A 16,018-nucleotide genomic window follows, 5' to 3' on the forward strand; every position below is an offset into this window, starting at 1 on the left:
TTTTTTGTTGCCAGCCAATCAGGCTTGCGGCTTGTGCATGTGCAATGCCATCTGCGGGAAGGGGATCTCGATGCCCTCGGCGTCGAAGGCGAGCTTCACCCGCTCGTGGAAGTCAAACCAGACACCCCAGTAGTCGCCGGTCTTGACCCAGGGCGCACTACTATGCTGACCGAGGAGTCGAGCAGAGCGGCAACGGCAATAGTGACCGCTGGCTCTTTCAGGATGCGTGGCTCTTCGTTGACCAGACGCTCCAGTACCAACTTGGCTTTGCGCAAGTCAGAGCCGTAGCCGATGCCGAAGGTCATGTCGACCCGACGGGTGTCCATGCGCGAGTAGTTGATGATGTTGCCGTTGAGGATGGCGGAATTGGGCACCACTACCATCTTGTTGTCAGCAGAAGTGAGCGTGGTGGTGAACAGCTGTACCGATTGCACCACACCAGAAGTCCCTGCCACTTCGATGAATTCCCCGGACTTGATGGGGCGGAAGATAATCAGCAGGAAAACCGGCGGCGAAGTTGGAGAGTGAGCCTTGCAGCGCCAGGCCTATGGCCAGACCGGCGGCACCAATGATGGCGATGAAGGAGGTGGTCTGGACCCCGACACGACCCAAGGCGGCGAGCACCACGAATACCAGAAGGCCGTACTTGAGTACGCTGCCGACGAAGTGGGTGATAGTGGCGTCGAGGTTGCGGGCCTTCATGACCTTCTCGACACCGCCACTGATGAGGTTGGTGGCAATATAACCGAGCAGCAGGGTGATCAGTGCTGCGGTGATATTGACACCATACTCGAGCAGCAGTCCCTGATTGTTGACGAGCCAAGTCTGAGCACTGGTGAGCATTTCGGGTTCCATAACACTTCCTGTTGGGCGAATTAATCAAAACCACGGACTATAACAGCGCATTGCGACAGTTTGGGTCGTTGTGGTTCGTGAGATGTTAATTTTTGCCATAAAAAACGGAGGAGGCCAAGTGCCTCCTCGTCTATTTGGGGTCAACTCTGCAGCAGCTGACTGCGAATAAACTGCCATTGGTCTTCAAAATCCGCAGTCGGTTTGAGCTTGAACTCGGAGCGGACGAACTGGCTGATCCGCCCCTCGGCATAGGCCAGCAGCAGATTGGCCAACATGGTTTCGTTGAGCTGGAACCCCTGGCCTTCTCGCAACCGCTTCTCGCGTAGCACCTGCTTGAGCTGGGTCTCCAGCTTGTCAAACAAGATGCTGATGCGATCCCGCAGCCTGTCATGCTCACCCAGCAGCGCATCGCCGTTGAGGATACGGGTGATACCGGGGTTGCGCTCCGCAAACACCAACAGCAGCTGCAAGATGTGATGGCAGCGGGTCATGGTGTCTTTCTCGTCGGCCAGGATCATGTTGACCCGTGACAGCAGGGAATCCTCGATAAAGTCGATCAGTCCCTCAAACATCCGTGCTTTGCTGGGAAAGTGACGATAGAGGGCCGCTTCCGAAACGCCAACCTCGGCCGCGAGTCGGGCCGTGGTGATACGCTGACCCGGGCTGGTTTCCAGCATATGGGCCAGCGCCTGCAGGATCTGGTCGCGCCGACTCTGTTTCTGATTACTGCTTGCCATGGATTCCCCTAAAAAAACAATGGCTTGATTCTGTTATTAGCCACGCAGCCAGGGCTGCGCTGGGTCTTGTTATTTACGACCAGAAGAACCAAACCCACCTTCACCCCGTTCGCTCTGATCAAACTCTTCAACGAGCTGGAAGCTGGCTTGCACCACGGGCATGATCACTAGCTGGGCGATGCGCTCACCTGGCTGAACGGTGAAGCTGTCACTGCCACGGTTCCAGACCGAGATCATCAGCTGACCCTGGTAGTCGGAGTCGATGAGGCCGACCAGATTGCCGAGCACTATGCCGTGCTTATGACCCAGACCGGAGCGGGGCAATATAGTGGCGCACAAGCCCGGATCCTGAATATGGATGGCAAGGCCGGTGGGGACGAGTATGGTTTCACCTGGTGCCAGGGTGATGGCCTGGTTGAGCAGGGCGCGCAGATCCATGCCGGCAGAGCCCGGCGTGGCGTAGGCAGGCAGGGGGAATTCGGTGCCGATGCGGGCATCCAGGATTTTCAGTTCTATTTGTGTGTTCATGGATCTTTCGTCAGTTGGAATGGCCCCAAGTTTGGGGACTCAGGGTCGATAGTGGCGCGCAATAAGGGCGACAAGATGACGAGCCAGCGTCAGCTTATCGGCCAGTGGCAGGGTAGCTTGACCCCCTTGCCAGAAGACGGTAAGGGCGTTGTCATCGGCGTTGAAGCCTTGCCCGGACTGGGATACATCGTTGGCGGCTATCATATCCAGCCGCTTTCGCTGCAATTTACCGAGGGCATATTGTTCCACATCCACGGTTTCGGCGGCAAATCCGACCGTGAAGGGTTTGCTCGGCAGCGCCCCCACTTCAGCGATGATGTCGGGATTCTTGACCAGGGTCAGCACCATCTGGTCATTGTCACCGGTTTTCTTGATCTTCTGGCAGGCGACCTGGGCGGGACGATAGTCGGCCACGGCGGCGCAGCCGATGAAGAGATCGCACTCGTCGACCCGGTTCATCACTGCCTGATGCATCTGCAGGGCGCTCTCCACATCGACTCGCGCCACCCCTTGAGGGGCAGCCAGGGCTACCGGGCCGCTGACCAGCGTCACGTCGGCCCCCGCTTCACGGGCGGCGCGGGCGATGGCGTAACCCATCTTGCCGGAGCTGTGGTTGCTGATAAAGCGTACCGGATCCAGTGCCTCGCGAGTCGGTCCGGCAGTGAGCAATAGTCTGACGCCGGCGAGCAGGGGGGCGGTGGTTAACTGTTGGCAGCAGCGCTCGACCAGGTCGAGAGGATCCAGCATGCGACCGGGGCCCACGTCGCCACAGGCCTGGCTACCGGAATCCGGTCCCCATAGCAGAATGCCGCGGCTGGCGAGGGTCTGGAGATTGGCCTGAGTGGCCGCGTTGAGATACATCTGCTGATTCATGGCGGGGGCGACAACCACCTGGGCGGGGGTTGCCAGGCAGAGAGTGGTCAGCAGTTCGTCGGCCATGCCAGCGGCCATGCGTGCCATCAGATTGGCGCTGGCGGGGGCGATAAGTACCAGATCCGCCCATTTGGCCAGCTCGATATGGCCCATGCCAGCTTCGGCTGCGGGATCCAGCAGACTATCGGCGACAGGATTACCGGAGACCGCCTGCAGGGTCAACGGGGTAATAAATTCCTTGGCGGAACGGGTCATCACCACCCGCACCTCGGCACCCTGCTCTTTCAGACGGCGCACCAATTCGGCGCTTTTATAGGCGGCGATACCACCGCTGACACCCAACAGGATGCGTTTGTCGGCCAATCTCATCTGCTTTGCTTCCGGCTCGTTCTGACTGGTCGGCTAAGATAGCACAGCCTGAGGGTGACGACAGAGGCTGTCATGGGTGACTTGTGGTCAGGCTCTCGTCAATCTTTGCTATGTTTTCTGTCAGTAGATTTGGTTGGGAAACATATGAGTATCAAGGAATGGCCAGCGGGAGAGCGTCCCCGCGAAAAATTGTTGCTGCAGGGGGCGGTGGGTCTGTCCGATGCCGAATTGCTTGCCATCTTCCTGCGCACCGGCGTCAACGGCCTGAGCGCCGTGGATCTGGCCCGGCAATTATTGCGGGAGTTTGGTTCACTGCGGGCCCTGCTCGGTGCAGATCAGCAGGCTTTTTGCGCCGCCCATGGCCTGGGGCCGGCAAAATATGCCCAACTGCAGGCGGTACTGGAGATGAGTAAACGTCATCTGGCCGAGCAGTTGCAGCGCGAGAATGTACTGACTTCCCCCCAGTTGACCCGGGATTATTTGCAGGCCCAGCTCAGGGACAGGGCGCGGGAAGTGTTTGCGTTGCTGCTTCTCGACAATCAGCACAGGGTGATCAAGTTTGTCGAACTTTTCTACGGCACCCTGGATTCGGCAAGCGTCTGGCCCAGAGAAATCGTGCAGATAGCACTCAAACATAATGCAGCGGCCGTGATTCTGGCGCATAATCACCCGTCTGGCGTGGCCGAGCCCAGCAGGGCCGACCGTCAGATCACAGATCGTATCATGGCCGCCTTGGCCCTGATCGATATCAGAGTGCTGGATCACTTGGTGATCGGTGACGGCATCACGGTTTCTTTTGCAGAGCGTGGTTGGTTATAACCGGGCTCTGGCTCTGTATTAGTTGATCTTTGATCACGGATGCTGTATAAAATGCCGCCTTCTGTTTGCCCCGCAATCGAAGGCCAGCGGGGCAGATATTTGCTCGAGCAATGAAGTAAGATTTGGAGAGACTGACATGTCTAGAGTATGCCAAGTAACCGGCAAGCGCCCGGCAGTTGGTAACAACCGTTCGCACGCTAACAACGCTACCAAGCGTCGTTTCCTGCCGAACCTGCACACTCACCGTTTTTGGGTTGAGGGTGAAAAACGCTTCGTGAGCCTGCGCGTATCCGCAAAAGGCATGCGTATCATCGACAAGCGCGGCGTTGAAGTGGTTCTGGCTGAACTGCGTGCCAGCGGCGTTAAGGTATAAGGAATTAGATCATGGCTAAAGGTATTCGCGATAAAATTCGTCTGAACTCCAGCGCCGGTACTGGTCACTTCTATACCACTACCAAGAACAAGCGCACCATGCCCGAAAAAATGGAGATCAAGAAATTTGATCCCGTTATTCGTCAGCATGTGATCTACAAAGAAGGCAAAATCAAGTAACCACTTGAATTTGTCTCAAAAACCCGGCTTCGTGCCGGGTTTTTTTATGGCTCAAATTCAGTACACTGCCGACTCGAACGGAGGCTTGTCATGGTAAAACTGAGCCGTAAAGGCTGGAACAACGTCATCATCATAGCGGTATTGGTGGTGATAGTGCTGCTGCATCGCCTTGAGCAGGCCCAACAAGCGAACAGCGCCCAGCGCTTGCATGGCTTGTTGCCCGAGGGCGCCGTGGTGCTGACTTGGCAAGGACCGAGCTGGACCCTGGAGCGAATGGGGCAAGGCTGGCGCACTGTGCCGGATCTGGGGCTAGACAACGCAGCCCTGAGCCGCCAGGTTGAGCTGTGGCAAGGCTGGCAGTTGTTGCCGAGTGAACCGCTGCGTGGTACCCCGGTCGAGTTCAGACTCTGGCTGGCCGGGCAGGGGGAGCCTCTGAGCCTGGCGCTTTATCAGGATAATGGCCGTTATGCCGTTCGCCTGGGCCAGGATCGCTGGCTGACGCTTAGCACAGAGCAGTATCGCGCCCTGCTCAAACCCACACCCTGAGTCTGCGAGGATAAGATGCCCGAGTTACCCGAAGTTGAAGTCAGCCGCCAGGGCATCTCCCCCTGGCTTACCGGCATCGAAGTGACCCGCGTGGTGGTGCGCGATGGTCGTCTGCGCTGGCCCATTCCGGGTGAGATCCAGGAACTGGTCAATCTCACTATCCGCAGGGTCAGTCGCCGCGCCAAATACCTGCTGCTGGAGACTGACTTTGGCACCGCCATCCTCCATCTGGGGATGTCCGGCAGCCTGCGGGTGCTCAACATCGGCACCCCGGCCGAGAAACACGACCATGTGGATATCGAGCTGGCCAATGGCAAGCTGTTGCGCCTCAACGACCCCCGCCGTTTCGGGGCGCTGCTGTGGACCCGCGAGCCCGCCGAGGCTCATGCCCTGCTCGCCAAGCTGGGCCCGGAACCGCTCACCGAGGCCTTCAATGCCGAGTATCTGCAGGGCCGGGCCAAGGGGCGCGGCATAGCGATCAAGACCTTCCTGATGGATAACCATGTGGTGGTCGGTGTTGGCAACATCTACGCCAATGAGGCGTTGTTTGCCGCTGGTATTAACCCCAAGCGGGCGGCAGGCGAGGTGAGTGGCGAGCGGTTGGGGACCCTGGTGGCCGAGATCAAGCGAGTATTGGCCGAGGCGATCCACCAGGGGGGTACCACCCTCAAGGATTTCACCAGTGCCGATGGCAAGCCAGGCTATTTCGTGCAGCAGTTGCAGGTGTATGGCCGGGGCGGCCAGCCTTGCTATCAATGCCAGTTGCCGCTGACCGAGATCCGTATCGGCCAGCGTACCACTGTGTTCTGCAGCCACTGCCAATACTGACAAGAGACTTATTTGGGTAAGTTGTAAGCAAGTGTTGCCAGCCGATTGAAGTGACCGCTCGTCACTCCTAGGATCGCCCCCCATTCAGGCGGCAGGAGCAGGATATGACGAGCAACTCTTTCGGTTGGGAGCAACTCTCCCGTCAACCCCATTATGGCGCACTCGCCATGGCGCGTTACCTCTACCCGGATGGAGGCAGTCGCTTGTTCTTCAAGCGTGGCAAGTTTGTGCTGCGCAGTCTGCTCTATCGCAGGTCCATGGCCCAGGTGTTTGAACTGTTTTGCTGCGAGCCGCTCAAGGCGCTGCCAATGCAGTACCCCGAACTGCTCGACAAGCCGCTGCGTCCCTATCGCTTTGCCCGCTCCAATGCCCGCCAGCGGGCCGCCATGCTGGTCGAACACTACCGCTTGTTGCAACATTGCTATCCCGAGCTGATTGCCCCCCTCTATCTGGCAGAGGGAATTGAGCTGGGTCTTTATCCCCAGAGTGGCTGCCGCATCGTGTTGCGTCACGATGGTACCTTCAGGCGCGAGGCCGAGTTGGTGGTTTCCATTATTGATGAGCAGGGGCAGCGGCTCTACAGTTGCGCCTTCTCTTTTGCCGGACAACCCGACGCCCTGCGTCTGGTGATTGGCTCTGTGCAGGGCCCCGAACCCGGGGTTGCCCAGGCACAGGACAGGGTGCGCGACTTGACCAAGGAGGGTCATGGTCTGAGGCCCAAGTCACTGGTGGTGATACTGGTGCTCGGGTTGGCCGAGGCAATGGGTGCTGTGCGAGTCGATGCGGTGCGCAAGCGAGCCCATGTGTTTCAGGCCAAACGCTACAGCAGCAAGCAGAAGGCAAACTTGCAGGCGGACTATGACGAGTTGTGGCAGGAGTTTGGGGCACAGGAGCTGGATGATAACTTCGTTAGCCTGATGCCGGCCGGGCGCAAGCCATTGGAAGAGATAGCCTCGAAGAAGCGGGCCATGTATCGGCGCCGCTATGAGTGGCTCGATACCCTGGCGTTATCCAGTCGGGTGCGGTTTAACCGGGCCAAATGAAAAAGAGCAGGCCAAGGCCTGCTCTTTTTCGATGAGTCTTGGCTTGATGCGCCCGTGGTTTATGGTTTGGCGAGTTTGGCGGCGATCGCCAGACAGACTCTGGGATCGACAAATTGGTGAATGTCGCCGCCGTGCAGGGCGACTTCTTTCACCAGGCTGGAGGAGATGAAGGAGTTCTCCTCGGCCGGGGTCAGAAAGACGCTCTCCAGCTCGGGCATTAGCCGCCGATTCATGTTGGCTAGCTGGAATTCGTATTCGAAGTCGGAAACAGCACGCAAGCCACGGATCAGCACATTGGCATTTTGCTCCCGGGCAAAATTGACCAGCAAGCCGGAGAAACCGACCACAGTGACGTTGCCAAGATGAGACGTGACCTCGCGGGCGAGAGCGACCCGCTCGGCCAGATCGAATAGTGGTCGCTTGCTGGGACTGTTGGCCACGCCGACCACGACCTCGTCAAACAGCTGGGCGGCACGACCTACCAGATCGGTGTGGCCATTGGTGATGGGATCAAAAGTCCCCGGATAGATAACCCTGGTGCTCATGTATTGGCGTCCTGCAACCGGAAAATTGGTCGCATTATAAGGTCGTCGCTTGAGAATAGCAGTGCATCAGGCAAGAATACCCCCATCGCGCATTCAGCCTCCCCCTCTTGATGGTGGGGAGCAAAGGGATCTCTTATGAAACGCATTCTGGTCGTTCGCAATGACAAGATTGGTGACTTCATGCTGGCCTGGCCAAGTTTCGCCATGCTCAAGCACTCCATGAATTGCCATGTGACTGCCCTGGTTCCAGGCTACACGGCACCGCTGGCCCGGCTTTGCCCCTGGATTGACGAGGTGATCCTGGATCCGGGCGCTCACGCCGACAAGGAGCAACAACGTGCCCTGCTGGCACGTGTCAAGGCGGCCGCCTTCGATGCTTCCATCTGCCTCTTTTCCAATACCCGTAACGCCAAGTTGGTGTGGAAAGCCCATATCCCTTATCGGCTGGCACCGGCGACCAAGCTGGCCCAGGTGCTCTACAACCAGCGGCTGGTGCAACGCCGCTCCCGCTCCCAGAAGCCGGAGTATGAGTACAATCTCGACTTGATCCGTCACTTCCTGACCGATCAACAGACGACAGTGATTGAGCCACAAGCGCCTTATCTGAGCTTCGATAGCCAATCTCTTGCCGAGGTGCGTACCCAGACGGCGCACAAGCTTGGGCTCGAGGAGACGCGCCCCTGGTTGATGGTTCATGCCGGCAGTGGTGGCTCGGCCAATAACCTCTCCATCGAGCAGTACGCCCGGCTCATCATCAAACTCAACCAGGGTTGTCCCGAGCTGCAGTGTGTACTGACCGCGGGTCCGGGGGAGGAGAGCAAGGCGGAGCAGCTGGCGGCCGAATTGCTGGCCCATGGCGGCAATGGCTGGATCTATCGCTCGGATGAAGGCTTGCCCAAGTTTTGCCAAGTGCTGGCCAATGCCGCTCTGTTCATGGCCGGTAGCACGGGCCCCCTGCACATAGCGGCGGCCCTGGATGTGCCGACTGTGGGCTTCTTCCCGGCCCATCGCTCTGCCACGCCGCTGCGCTGGCGCCCCCTCAATCAAGAGGGACGCCACCTGGCCTTCAGCCCGCCGGAGGACAGTGACCATCCGGAGGACATGAGTCAGCTCGATCCCAAGACCATGGCCAGTGCCATCGCCCAATGGGGCAAGCCGCTCTGGCAGGCGAGCTGACCGATGACACAAATGATTCAGGGCCCATTATGGGCCCTGATGATAACGTGTTGGTCAAGCGCGTTGCGTTAGACGACCGGGTTTTCCCAATCTTTCTTGGGCGGCTGCAGGCGCTGCTGGCAGAAGTAGGCCTGACGGATCAGCTTGGAGGCCATGGTAATGCCGAGCATGATGAGGCCGCGTTTGCCATCGAGGAAGGCGCGCTGCCGAATGCCGTGACGCCATAGCACATCGACGATGCACCAGGCGAAGTCATACCAGCGGCCTCCTTTCATTTCCCGGCCGACGGCGCGTTCGGCGTAGCGCTGGGCACGCATCACGGCATCTTTGATGTCGGCATAGGAGTCATGGCGGCAGATGCCCTTGAGCTTGCCGACTTTGCCATCAGTGACCAGTTTGTCGTGATAGAGGTCCATCTTGCCCTCCATTCGCCACTGATCGCTGCGCACCAGGCGCAGGCGCCATTCCGGTTGATACATGTGATGCAGCCAGCCACCGAGGAACCAGATCTTGCGCTGGAACTCCCAGGCACTGATGCTGGGGTCATCTTCTTGCAGCACTCGCTCCATGTCGCTTCTCAGCTCCGGTTCGAGGGATTCGTCAGAATCAAGCAGCAGCATCCACTTGGCCGGGGCGCACTGTTCCATGGCGAAGACTTTCTGCTTGAGCGGACCTGGCCAGGGGCGTTCGATGACGATGCAACCGTGCTCGGCCGCGTATTCGCGGGTGCCATCGGTGGAGCCCGAGTCGACAATCACGATACGCTGTGCCAGCCCTTGCACGCTGTCCAGCACCATAGGCAGGCAGCGCATGCTGTTAAAGGTGGTCAAGGCCACCGCCAGGGTGACAGCTTCTTGTTGTTCCATGGAAATAACCGGCAAAGGGAGGTGAGCCCCATTCTATCCTGATTCAAGTTTGGTGGGCAAAGTTTGACTTGCCGCAGGGGGTCACGGAAAATCCCCGGATATGATTTGCTCGCTAACCGTGAGTTGTGCAGATTTATGGCTGTTACGATTAATTTATTGGCAGCCAGGATGAATATTCACCCAGACTAGGGTGTTACTCACCCCTACAGTACTCACCCGTCAGCTAGCATCGCTGGGTGTTGGTCATGGCGGGCGGGTCGACCGGCAACCCACTCGGTTACCGATGTTATTTCTTGATGAGATGATGCATGAACTCCAAGCGTTTCGTATTCGTGATTGAAGATTTGTATGGTGGCGGCGCGCAGAAGTCTCTCATCAATACGGCGGAAGGGCTGCGCCAGCGCGGCCATCAGGTGACTGTCTTCATATTGCGTGACCTGATCGAGCATCGTCTTCCTCCCGGCCTCGAGGTGATCAACTTGGCGCTGGTCAATGGTGTCACCAAGGCCATCTCCAATGTGCTGCTTGAAAAAGGGCAGGCCTGGTTCATCGCCCGAGCCATTCGTCGCCTGGATCCCCATGTGGTGCTCTCCTGCTCCTGCGACAAGATCACTCGCCATATCAGGCACCCCAACCTCTGGTTCTGGGTGAAGAGCAACATGCTCGCTTCCCGCTATACCCCCCAGAGCAAAGCGAAGGCAAAGGCCAAGTTGCAGCGTTTCTACAATGGTCGCAAGGTGATTGGTTGCTCCCAGGGGGTGGTAGATGGCTTGTTGCAGGATGCCGAGCTCAAACCTGAGCGGATCCTGGCCATCTACAACCCCTATGAGCGAGATGGCTTCGTGCGCATGGCTGCCGAACCCGCCGAGGTACCAAGGGGGGAATACTTGATCAACGTAGGCACCTTTGAGCATCGCAAGCGTCATGATCGGCTGTTGCGTGCCTATAAAGCCAGTGGCGTCAGCACTCCTTTGCTGCTGCTGGGCAAGGGCAAGCCGGAGGAGGAAGCACGATTGCGTACGCTCATTCGTGAGCTGGATCTTGAGGCGCAGGTGATCCTGCCCGGCTATCAGACTAATCCCTACCCTTATATCAAGCAGGCCAAGGCGTTGATCCTGACCTCGGATGGTGAAGGCTTGCCAAGGGTGTTGATCGAATCGCTCTTCCTCGGCACTCCCATAGTGAGTGTCGATTGTCCGTCAGGTCCGAAAGAGATCTTGACCGGTGAGCTGGCTGCCTTCTTGGTGCCATTGCAGGATGAAGCCGCACTGGCCGATGCCATCGCCCGGATGGATGCTTCTCCTGTGACTATTACTGCCGACTATTACCAGGCTTTCCTCGCCGAGAGCGTGTTACCGCAGTTCGAGGCCCTGTCACTAGCAGAACGAGCACCATAAATTGAATAACAACATAATAAAAAACATGGATGTGCGCTGGAGCGGTGTCGCTGGAGAAGGAATAACGCCCTATTTAAGGATACTGGGGGTGGCCTGCCTGCTGCTGTATGCCCTCTGCCGTATCTGGTTTGGTGGCGTCGGCAAGGCGATGGAGGCTGGCTTTCTTGCCATGACGTTGCTGCTGATGCTGACTTCCCACAGACGCATGGGGCTGGACATCTACTTCAAGTTTGTGTGGCTGGCGTTGTTGGTGCAGCTGATCCCTTGGCTATTGGGCCTGCTGGAACCGACCGTCATCACCAGCTCGAACCCTCATCTCGATCGGTTGACCAAGATCTTCTTCTTCTTCGCCACCGCCGTGCTGCTGGCCGGTAGATTGCGCAATGTCTTCTGGCTGTGGGGCATCGCCGCCTTGGGACTGCTAGCCACTGTGCTAGGGTCGCCCGCCGACTGGACCACCTGGCAACAAGGCTTGTCAGGGCAGCGAGTCGATTTTGGCATCCGCAACGCCCAGCATATTGCCATGTACTTCGGTACCCTGATGCTGGGTTGCCTCTGCTTTAGCCAGCGTTGGTTATCGGTGGGGCCACAGCGCTGGTGGCGGCTGCCACTCTGGTCAGGGGTTCTTTGTGTGGCGGTATTGGGGATTATGGTGACCCAGACCCGTGCCATTTTTATTGCGATTTTTGCGGCCCTGCTGCTGGCCTTGGTATTCTGGGTCTGGCTCAAGCGTCCACGCTGGTGGCTGCTCGGGCTCCTGATCGTGGGTACTACGCTGCTGTTCTTCACCTTGGGTCAGCGTGGTCTCGCCCATGTTGAGCAGCGATATCAGCAAGAAGCGCCTGTCATCCAGCAACTGCTGCACGGCGACTGGGACAATATTCCCTACACCAGCGTCGGAATACGGGCCAACACCTGGAAGGTTGCCGCCGACAAGATAGCTGAGCGCCCCTGGTTTGGTTGGGGATCCCAGGCTCGCAGCCGGGTAATCAGCCATTCCGCCGTGCTGCCCGACTGGGTCAAACAGCAGTTTGGTCATCTGCACAACTATTTCCTCGAAATTCAGCTCAGCTATGGGTTGGCTGGCTCCTTCATGTTGCTTGCCCTGGCCATTGTCATCGGTCGTGATTGCTGGCTTGCGTGGCGGGCGAAGCTGATGCCGACCGATGTCTTGGTGTTTGGCTTCTGCTTCTTTGTCTTCTGGGTAATAGTGAACAACTTTGAGTCCTACATGTCATTTGGTACTGGCACTTTCGTGTTCAACATCATTCTCGGCGGTCTGATCACCCTCTGCTGGCGCCGCCGCTACCCGCAAGGGTGGGCGGACAGGGCCCTATGAGACGCATCCTCATCATATTGCGTCGCTTGCAAGCCGGGGGGATAGAACAGGCCACTATTACCCTGGCTAACGCCATGGCAGCCCAGGGCCATGAAGTGCATGTCTGGGTACTGCGTGGCGATGCCAGACTGACACCGGACCCTGCTGTGCATCTGCATGCGGGCGGCGACATCGAGCGGGAAGCCCGGCGTGGCTTGCTGGGGTCGAGTTGCGATCTGCTGGGACGGGGCCTGCTAAAACACCTGGTGCCAGGCTCAGGTTTTGTGTGGACCGGCTGGCGCACCAGTGCCTTGGCCAAGGCGCGGATCGCCGAGTGGGAGTCGCAGTATGGCGCTTTCGATCAGATCCTGATCCGGGGCCAGGGGGCATTCGAGTTGCTGTGGGATTTGCATGACCCACGCTGCTGGCAACTGGTCGAGGGACCTTCTTCCAAGTTGCGCCACTATCGATTCGGCGGTTGGCTCGCCGCCAAGCTGTTCCAGGACAAGCAGGTGATCTGCGTTTCCCAGGGGATCGCCGAGGTGCTGCAGCAGATGCTGTCACACTTCTCGGTCCGGCCGACCCGCCAGACGGTGATCCACAATGGCGTCCCTCTGGCACGGGTACGTCAGCTGGCGCAGCTTGCCCAAGATCCCCCCATTACGGGTCGCTTCCTGGTTCACGTGGCGCGTCTGGTGCCGGTGAAGGATCAGACTCTGCTGCTGCGGGCGTTCAAACGGGCGGAACTCGACTGCAAGCTGGTGATTATCGGGGAGGGCAGCGAACGGACCGTGCTGGAGCGGCTGATACAGATGCTGGAACTGGATGAGCGAGTGATACTGCTCGGTCATCAAGCCAATCCCTATCCCTGGGTGGCAGGGGCTGAAGCTTTCATACTCAGCTCCAGAACCGAGGGGCTAGGGTTGGTGCTTATTGAAGCCCTGGCCTGTGGTACTCAGGCCGTCGCTACCGATGTGCCGGGTGGCATTCGCGAGGTGCTGATCGAAGAACAGACCCGCTTGTTGGCCGCTCATGATGAGGCCGCACTGGCCGCCAAGATGCGTGAAGCGCTGGCTGACCCTGTCCAGATCCTGCCCCACTGGGTTGACCGATTCGACGATGGCGAGATAGCCCGCCGTTTCCTCGCCCTCATTGAGGATTAAATCATGACGATCCTGGATCACAGTTACCCCCTGGCCCCAAGCTGGGTTTCCCCCGTCAATGTGCAACCTGATGGTCGGTTGGAGGCCGTCGTCCCTGGCGAACTCGCCAATCACACCCTGTTGCTGGAATTTGGCTACGAAGCGACCCACAAACGTCGCCAGGGGTGCATCGGCATCGTTGGAGAAGGGGTGAGTCAGGAGCAGTTCTTCGAGGCAAACCAGCGTGGCCGACGCTTCCTCAATCTGACTGGCTTGACCCGCCTGGACGAAATACAGCTGCGGGGCCGGGATTGTCGCTGGCAAGCAGAGGCCCGCCTGCTGGCCTTCGCCAACCCGGCGCTGGAAGATGGCCCCCTGCTCATCCTCTCCCCCCATCCGGACGATGCCGAGCTGGCCGCTTTTGGCCTCTACAGTGACCATGCCGAGCGCAGCTGGATAGTGACCCTGAGTGCGGGGGAGAAGCTCAACCGACTGGACCGCCAGTACATTCCTGGCCTTGACCGCGATTTGCCGAGCGCCTCGGCACGCAAGGGGGCGATCCGGGCCTGGAACAGTGTGACTACGCCGCTGCTGGCCGGAGTCAGCGCCGCTCGCCTGTTCTGTCTGGGTTACTTCAATGACAGCCTGGCCAGGCTGGTGGCGGAACCGGACAGCCTGGTCGCCCATGCCCAGTTGCCAGAGCTGACGCCGGCGCCGTTTCGGCGCTGGAATCCTCAGTCGTTGCCGGGGGACGAGCAGGCAGCCAACAGTGGCCGGTTGCTGGTGGCGGATCTCGCGGCGCTGCTGGCACGGGTAAGGCCGAGCAGCGTCCTGGTGACCCACCCCGAGGTAGATCCCCATGGGGATCATGTCGCCACCGCCCAGGCCCTGGCGCTGGCAATCCAGGAGAGCGGGTACTGCCCTGCCCGGGTGCTGCTCTATGCGAATCACCTGCGCCGGGTCCATGATTTCCCTTATGGCCCCGAGCATGCGGGCACCACCTTGCCCCCTTGGCACAGCGAACACTCCAGGCTGGGGTCTTGGCGCTGTTACAGCCACCCTCTGTCGTTGGCACGGCAGAAGGAGAAAGTGGTTGCCATGGAGACGATGCACGATCTGCATGCCAAGGACAGGCTGGAGAAGCGCCTTAAACGTTGGTGGGGCCGTACCGTCAGACGAGATGGTTATCACCACTATGGTCTGCATAGCTATTTTCAGACTCACATCAAGGCTCATGAGGTGTTCAGCTGGGTATCCGGCGATGATTTCGTGAGCGGCATGTTGCAAGACGCAGGAACAGAACAAGCATGAAGATATTGGTGATCGGCCCCTCCTGGGTCGGCGACATGGTGATGTCCCAGAGCCTCTACAAGGCGATCAAGACCAACCACCCGGATTGTGAGCTGCACGTGATGGCGCCGGCCTGGTGCGGTGCCCTGCTGGAGCGGATGCCCGAGGTGGACAAGGCGGTGCCCATGCCCCTTGGCCACGGTGACTTCAAATTGGGGGAGCGGCGTCGGCTCGGCAAGCTGCTGGCTGCCGAGAAGTACGATCAGGCCATCATCCAGCCCAACTCCATGAAGTCGGCACTGATCCCCTGGTTCGCCAGGATACCGGTGCGCTCCGGCTGGAAGGGGGAGCACCGCTTCGGTCTGCTCAACGACATGCGCAGCAACAAGTCTGTCTTTCCGCTGATGGTGGAAGCCTATCTGGCGCTGGCCTATCCCAAGGCGCAGATGAAGAGTCGGGCCGATATTCCCGCCATTCCCCACCCCTCGCTCAACGTTGACCTGATTAATCAGGGCAAGGCCTTGGAGCGATTGGGGCTCAATGTCGCTCGCCCCGTGCTGGTGCTCTGTCCGGGGGCCGAGTTCGGCCCGGCCAAGCGCTGGCCGGAAGGGCACTACGCCGTGGTGGCGCAGAAGTATCTGGATGAGGGCTGGCAGGTGTGGATCTTCGGCTCCGGCAAGGATGTGCCCGTAGCCAACACCATACGCGAGCGGATCAATCCGCTGTCGCGCCCCAACTGCCACGTGCTGGCGGGCAAGACCAACCTGTATGAGGCGATCGATCTGATGGCGCTGGCCGGGCGGGTCATCTCCAACGATTCTGGCCTGATGCACATAGCCGCCGCCCTCAACCGGCCGTTGATCGGCGTCTATGGCTCCACCTCGCCGCTCTACACACCGCCGCTGGCGGACAGGGTCGAGATAGTGCACACCGACATCGAGTGCCGCCCCTGTTTCAAGCGCACTTGCAAGTTCGGCCACCTCAAGTGCCTGATCGAGCTGATGCCGGAACAGGTAATAGAGGCGGGCAAGCGCCTGGAGTACAGCCAGTCGCCGGATCGCTTGATCGCATTGCAACCGGTCGATCCGCCGAATTTTGTTGCCAGTGCGAGCAAGCGGTCGGAGCCGAAATAGC

General features: G+C 59.1%; 17 protein-coding genes and 1 pseudogene. 12 read left to right on the plus strand and 6 right to left on the minus strand.

Going from position 1 to position 16,018, the window contains the following annotated elements; genetic code table 11:
• Positions 1-18: 18 nt before the first annotated feature.
• The 4 genes and pseudogenes from G113_RS04175 to coaBC form a co-directional block, all read right to left on the minus strand.
• Positions 19-855 (minus strand): annotated as a pseudogene (locus G113_RS04175) (mechanosensitive ion channel domain-containing protein).
• A 140-nt stretch (positions 856-995) separates the two neighbouring features.
• Entirely contained in the window at positions 996-1,592 is a 597-nt protein-coding gene (slmA, locus tag G113_RS04180; RefSeq protein WP_005893988.1) for a nucleoid occlusion factor SlmA, read from the minus strand.
• A gap of 69 nt (positions 1,593-1,661) precedes the next feature.
• Positions 1,662-2,120, minus strand: coding sequence for a dUTP diphosphatase (gene dut, locus G113_RS04185; RefSeq protein WP_005893990.1), 459 nt, complete (start codon positions 2,118-2,120; stop codon positions 1,662-1,664).
• A 39-nt stretch (positions 2,121-2,159) separates the two neighbouring features.
• Positions 2,160-3,362, minus strand: coding sequence for a bifunctional phosphopantothenoylcysteine decarboxylase/phosphopantothenate--cysteine ligase CoaBC (coaBC, locus tag G113_RS04190; RefSeq protein WP_005893992.1), 1,203 nt, complete (start codon positions 3,360-3,362; stop codon positions 2,160-2,162).
• Between the two features lie 144 nt (positions 3,363-3,506).
• Between coaBC and radC the strand changes: the two genes are divergently transcribed.
• The 6 genes from radC (at position 3,507) to G113_RS04215 (ending at position 7,150) form a co-directional block, all read left to right on the plus strand.
• Positions 3,507-4,181: a RadC family protein gene (radC, locus tag G113_RS04195; RefSeq protein WP_005893993.1), complete on the plus strand. Its 675-nt coding sequence runs from the start codon at positions 3,507-3,509 to the stop codon at positions 4,179-4,181.
• Positions 4,182-4,317: 136 nt separating this feature from the next.
• Complete coding sequence (rpmB, locus tag G113_RS20400) at positions 4,318-4,554, plus strand: 50S ribosomal protein L28 (protein ID WP_005321271.1); 237 nt, start codon at positions 4,318-4,320, stop codon at positions 4,552-4,554.
• Positions 4,555-4,565: 11 nt separating this feature from the next.
• Positions 4,566-4,733 carry a 50S ribosomal protein L33 gene (gene rpmG, locus G113_RS04200; RefSeq protein ID WP_005323752.1) on the plus strand — a complete coding sequence of 56 codons (168 nt, stop codon included), beginning with the start codon at positions 4,566-4,568 and terminating at the stop codon, positions 4,731-4,733.
• Positions 4,734-4,823: 90 nt separating this feature from the next.
• Entirely contained in the window at positions 4,824-5,279 is a 456-nt protein-coding gene (locus G113_RS04205; protein WP_005894007.1) for a hypothetical protein, read from the plus strand.
• Between the two features lie 15 nt (positions 5,280-5,294).
• Positions 5,295-6,107 carry a bifunctional DNA-formamidopyrimidine glycosylase/DNA-(apurinic or apyrimidinic site) lyase gene (gene mutM, locus G113_RS04210; protein WP_005894009.1) on the plus strand — a complete coding sequence of 271 codons (813 nt, stop codon included), beginning with the start codon at positions 5,295-5,297 and terminating at the stop codon, positions 6,105-6,107.
• Positions 6,108-6,274: 167 nt separating this feature from the next.
• The gene (locus tag G113_RS04215; RefSeq protein WP_040318898.1) at positions 6,275-7,150 is read left to right on the plus strand and encodes a VirK/YbjX family protein; all 876 of its coding nucleotides are present in this window, start codon (positions 6,275-6,277) and stop codon (positions 7,148-7,150) included.
• A gap of 59 nt (positions 7,151-7,209) precedes the next feature.
• On the opposite strand, the gene coaD is transcribed toward G113_RS04215, so the two are convergent.
• Positions 7,210-7,695 (minus strand): pantetheine-phosphate adenylyltransferase, encoded by a 486-nt coding sequence (coaD, locus tag G113_RS04220; RefSeq protein WP_005894013.1) that lies wholly within the window; start codon positions 7,693-7,695, stop codon positions 7,210-7,212.
• A gap of 135 nt (positions 7,696-7,830) precedes the next feature.
• Between coaD and G113_RS04225 the strand changes: the two genes are divergently transcribed.
• Positions 7,831-8,871: a glycosyltransferase family 9 protein gene (locus tag G113_RS04225; protein ID WP_005894015.1), complete on the plus strand. Its 1,041-nt coding sequence runs from the start codon at positions 7,831-7,833 to the stop codon at positions 8,869-8,871.
• A 68-nt stretch (positions 8,872-8,939) separates the two neighbouring features.
• On the opposite strand, the gene G113_RS04230 is transcribed toward G113_RS04225, so the two are convergent.
• Positions 8,940-9,737 (minus strand): glycosyltransferase family 2 protein, encoded by a 798-nt coding sequence (locus G113_RS04230; RefSeq protein WP_051106563.1) that lies wholly within the window; start codon positions 9,735-9,737, stop codon positions 8,940-8,942.
• A 308-nt stretch (positions 9,738-10,045) separates the two neighbouring features.
• Between G113_RS04230 and G113_RS04235 the strand changes: the two genes are divergently transcribed.
• The 5 genes from G113_RS04235 to waaF all read left to right on the plus strand — a co-directional run bounded on the left by G113_RS04235 (position 10,046) and on the right by waaF (position 16,017).
• A complete protein-coding gene (locus G113_RS04235) occupies positions 10,046-11,134 on the plus strand; it encodes a glycosyltransferase (protein ID WP_005894021.1) in 1,089 nt (362 codons plus the stop codon).
• Between the two features lie 88 nt (positions 11,135-11,222).
• The gene (locus G113_RS04240; protein ID WP_005894024.1) at positions 11,223-12,473 is read left to right on the plus strand and encodes an O-antigen ligase family protein; all 1,251 of its coding nucleotides are present in this window, start codon (positions 11,223-11,225) and stop codon (positions 12,471-12,473) included.
• A complete protein-coding gene (locus G113_RS04245) occupies positions 12,470-13,615 on the plus strand; it encodes a glycosyltransferase (RefSeq protein ID WP_005894026.1) in 1,146 nt (381 codons plus the stop codon). The genes G113_RS04240 and G113_RS04245 overlap by 4 nt, the downstream gene beginning before the upstream one ends.
• A gap of 3 nt (positions 13,616-13,618) precedes the next feature.
• A complete protein-coding gene (locus G113_RS04250; RefSeq protein ID WP_005894027.1) occupies positions 13,619-14,905 on the plus strand; it encodes a PIG-L deacetylase family protein in 1,287 nt (428 codons plus the stop codon).
• Positions 14,902-16,017, plus strand: a complete 1,116-nt coding sequence (gene waaF / locus G113_RS04255; protein WP_005894029.1) for a lipopolysaccharide heptosyltransferase II — start codon at positions 14,902-14,904, stop codon at positions 16,015-16,017. Before G113_RS04250 ends, waaF begins: the two co-directional genes overlap by 4 nt.
• Position 16,018: the final 1 nt, after the last annotated feature.

The sequence above is a fragment of the Aeromonas molluscorum 848 genome, from assembly GCF_000388115.1.
GTDB lineage: Bacteria > Pseudomonadota > Gammaproteobacteria > Enterobacterales > Aeromonadaceae > Aeromonas > Aeromonas molluscorum.

Bases quoted from the DNA above. Each gene is read 5' to 3' on its own strand.
- G113_RS04225 (WP_005894015.1), top strand. From the start codon at position 7,831: ATGAAACGCATTCTGGTCGTTCGCAATGACAAGATTGGTGACTTCATG.
- rpmB (WP_005321271.1), top strand. From the start codon at position 4,318: ATGTCTAGAGTATGCCAAGTAACCGGCAAGCGCCCGGCAGTTGGTAAC.
- G113_RS04215 (WP_040318898.1), top strand. From the start codon at position 6,275: ATGGCGCGTTACCTCTACCCGGATGGAGGCAGTCGCTTGTTCTTCAAG.
- coaD (WP_005894013.1), bottom strand. From the start codon at position 7,695: ATGAGCACCAGGGTTATCTATCCGGGGACTTTTGATCCCATCACCAAT.
- G113_RS04245 (WP_005894026.1), top strand. From the start codon at position 12,470: ATGAGACGCATCCTCATCATATTGCGTCGCTTGCAAGCCGGGGGGATA.
- G113_RS04205 (WP_005894007.1), top strand. From the start codon at position 4,824: ATGGTAAAACTGAGCCGTAAAGGCTGGAACAACGTCATCATCATAGCG.
- G113_RS04250 (WP_005894027.1), top strand. From the start codon at position 13,619: ATGACGATCCTGGATCACAGTTACCCCCTGGCCCCAAGCTGGGTTTCC.
- radC (WP_005893993.1), top strand. From the start codon at position 3,507: ATGAGTATCAAGGAATGGCCAGCGGGAGAGCGTCCCCGCGAAAAATTG.
- coaBC (WP_005893992.1), bottom strand. From the start codon at position 3,362: ATGAGATTGGCCGACAAACGCATCCTGTTGGGTGTCAGCGGTGGTATC.
- slmA (WP_005893988.1), bottom strand. From the start codon at position 1,592: ATGGCAAGCAGTAATCAGAAACAGAGTCGGCGCGACCAGATCCTGCAG.
- dut (WP_005893990.1), bottom strand. From the start codon at position 2,120: ATGAACACACAAATAGAACTGAAAATCCTGGATGCCCGCATCGGCACC.
- rpmG (WP_005323752.1), top strand. From the start codon at position 4,566: ATGGCTAAAGGTATTCGCGATAAAATTCGTCTGAACTCCAGCGCCGGT.
- mutM (WP_005894009.1), top strand. From the start codon at position 5,295: ATGCCCGAGTTACCCGAAGTTGAAGTCAGCCGCCAGGGCATCTCCCCC.
- G113_RS04235 (WP_005894021.1), top strand. From the start codon at position 10,046: ATGAACTCCAAGCGTTTCGTATTCGTGATTGAAGATTTGTATGGTGGC.
- waaF (WP_005894029.1), top strand. From the start codon at position 14,902: ATGAAGATATTGGTGATCGGCCCCTCCTGGGTCGGCGACATGGTGATG.
- G113_RS04230 (WP_051106563.1), bottom strand. From the start codon at position 9,737: ATGGAACAACAAGAAGCTGTCACCCTGGCGGTGGCCTTGACCACCTTT.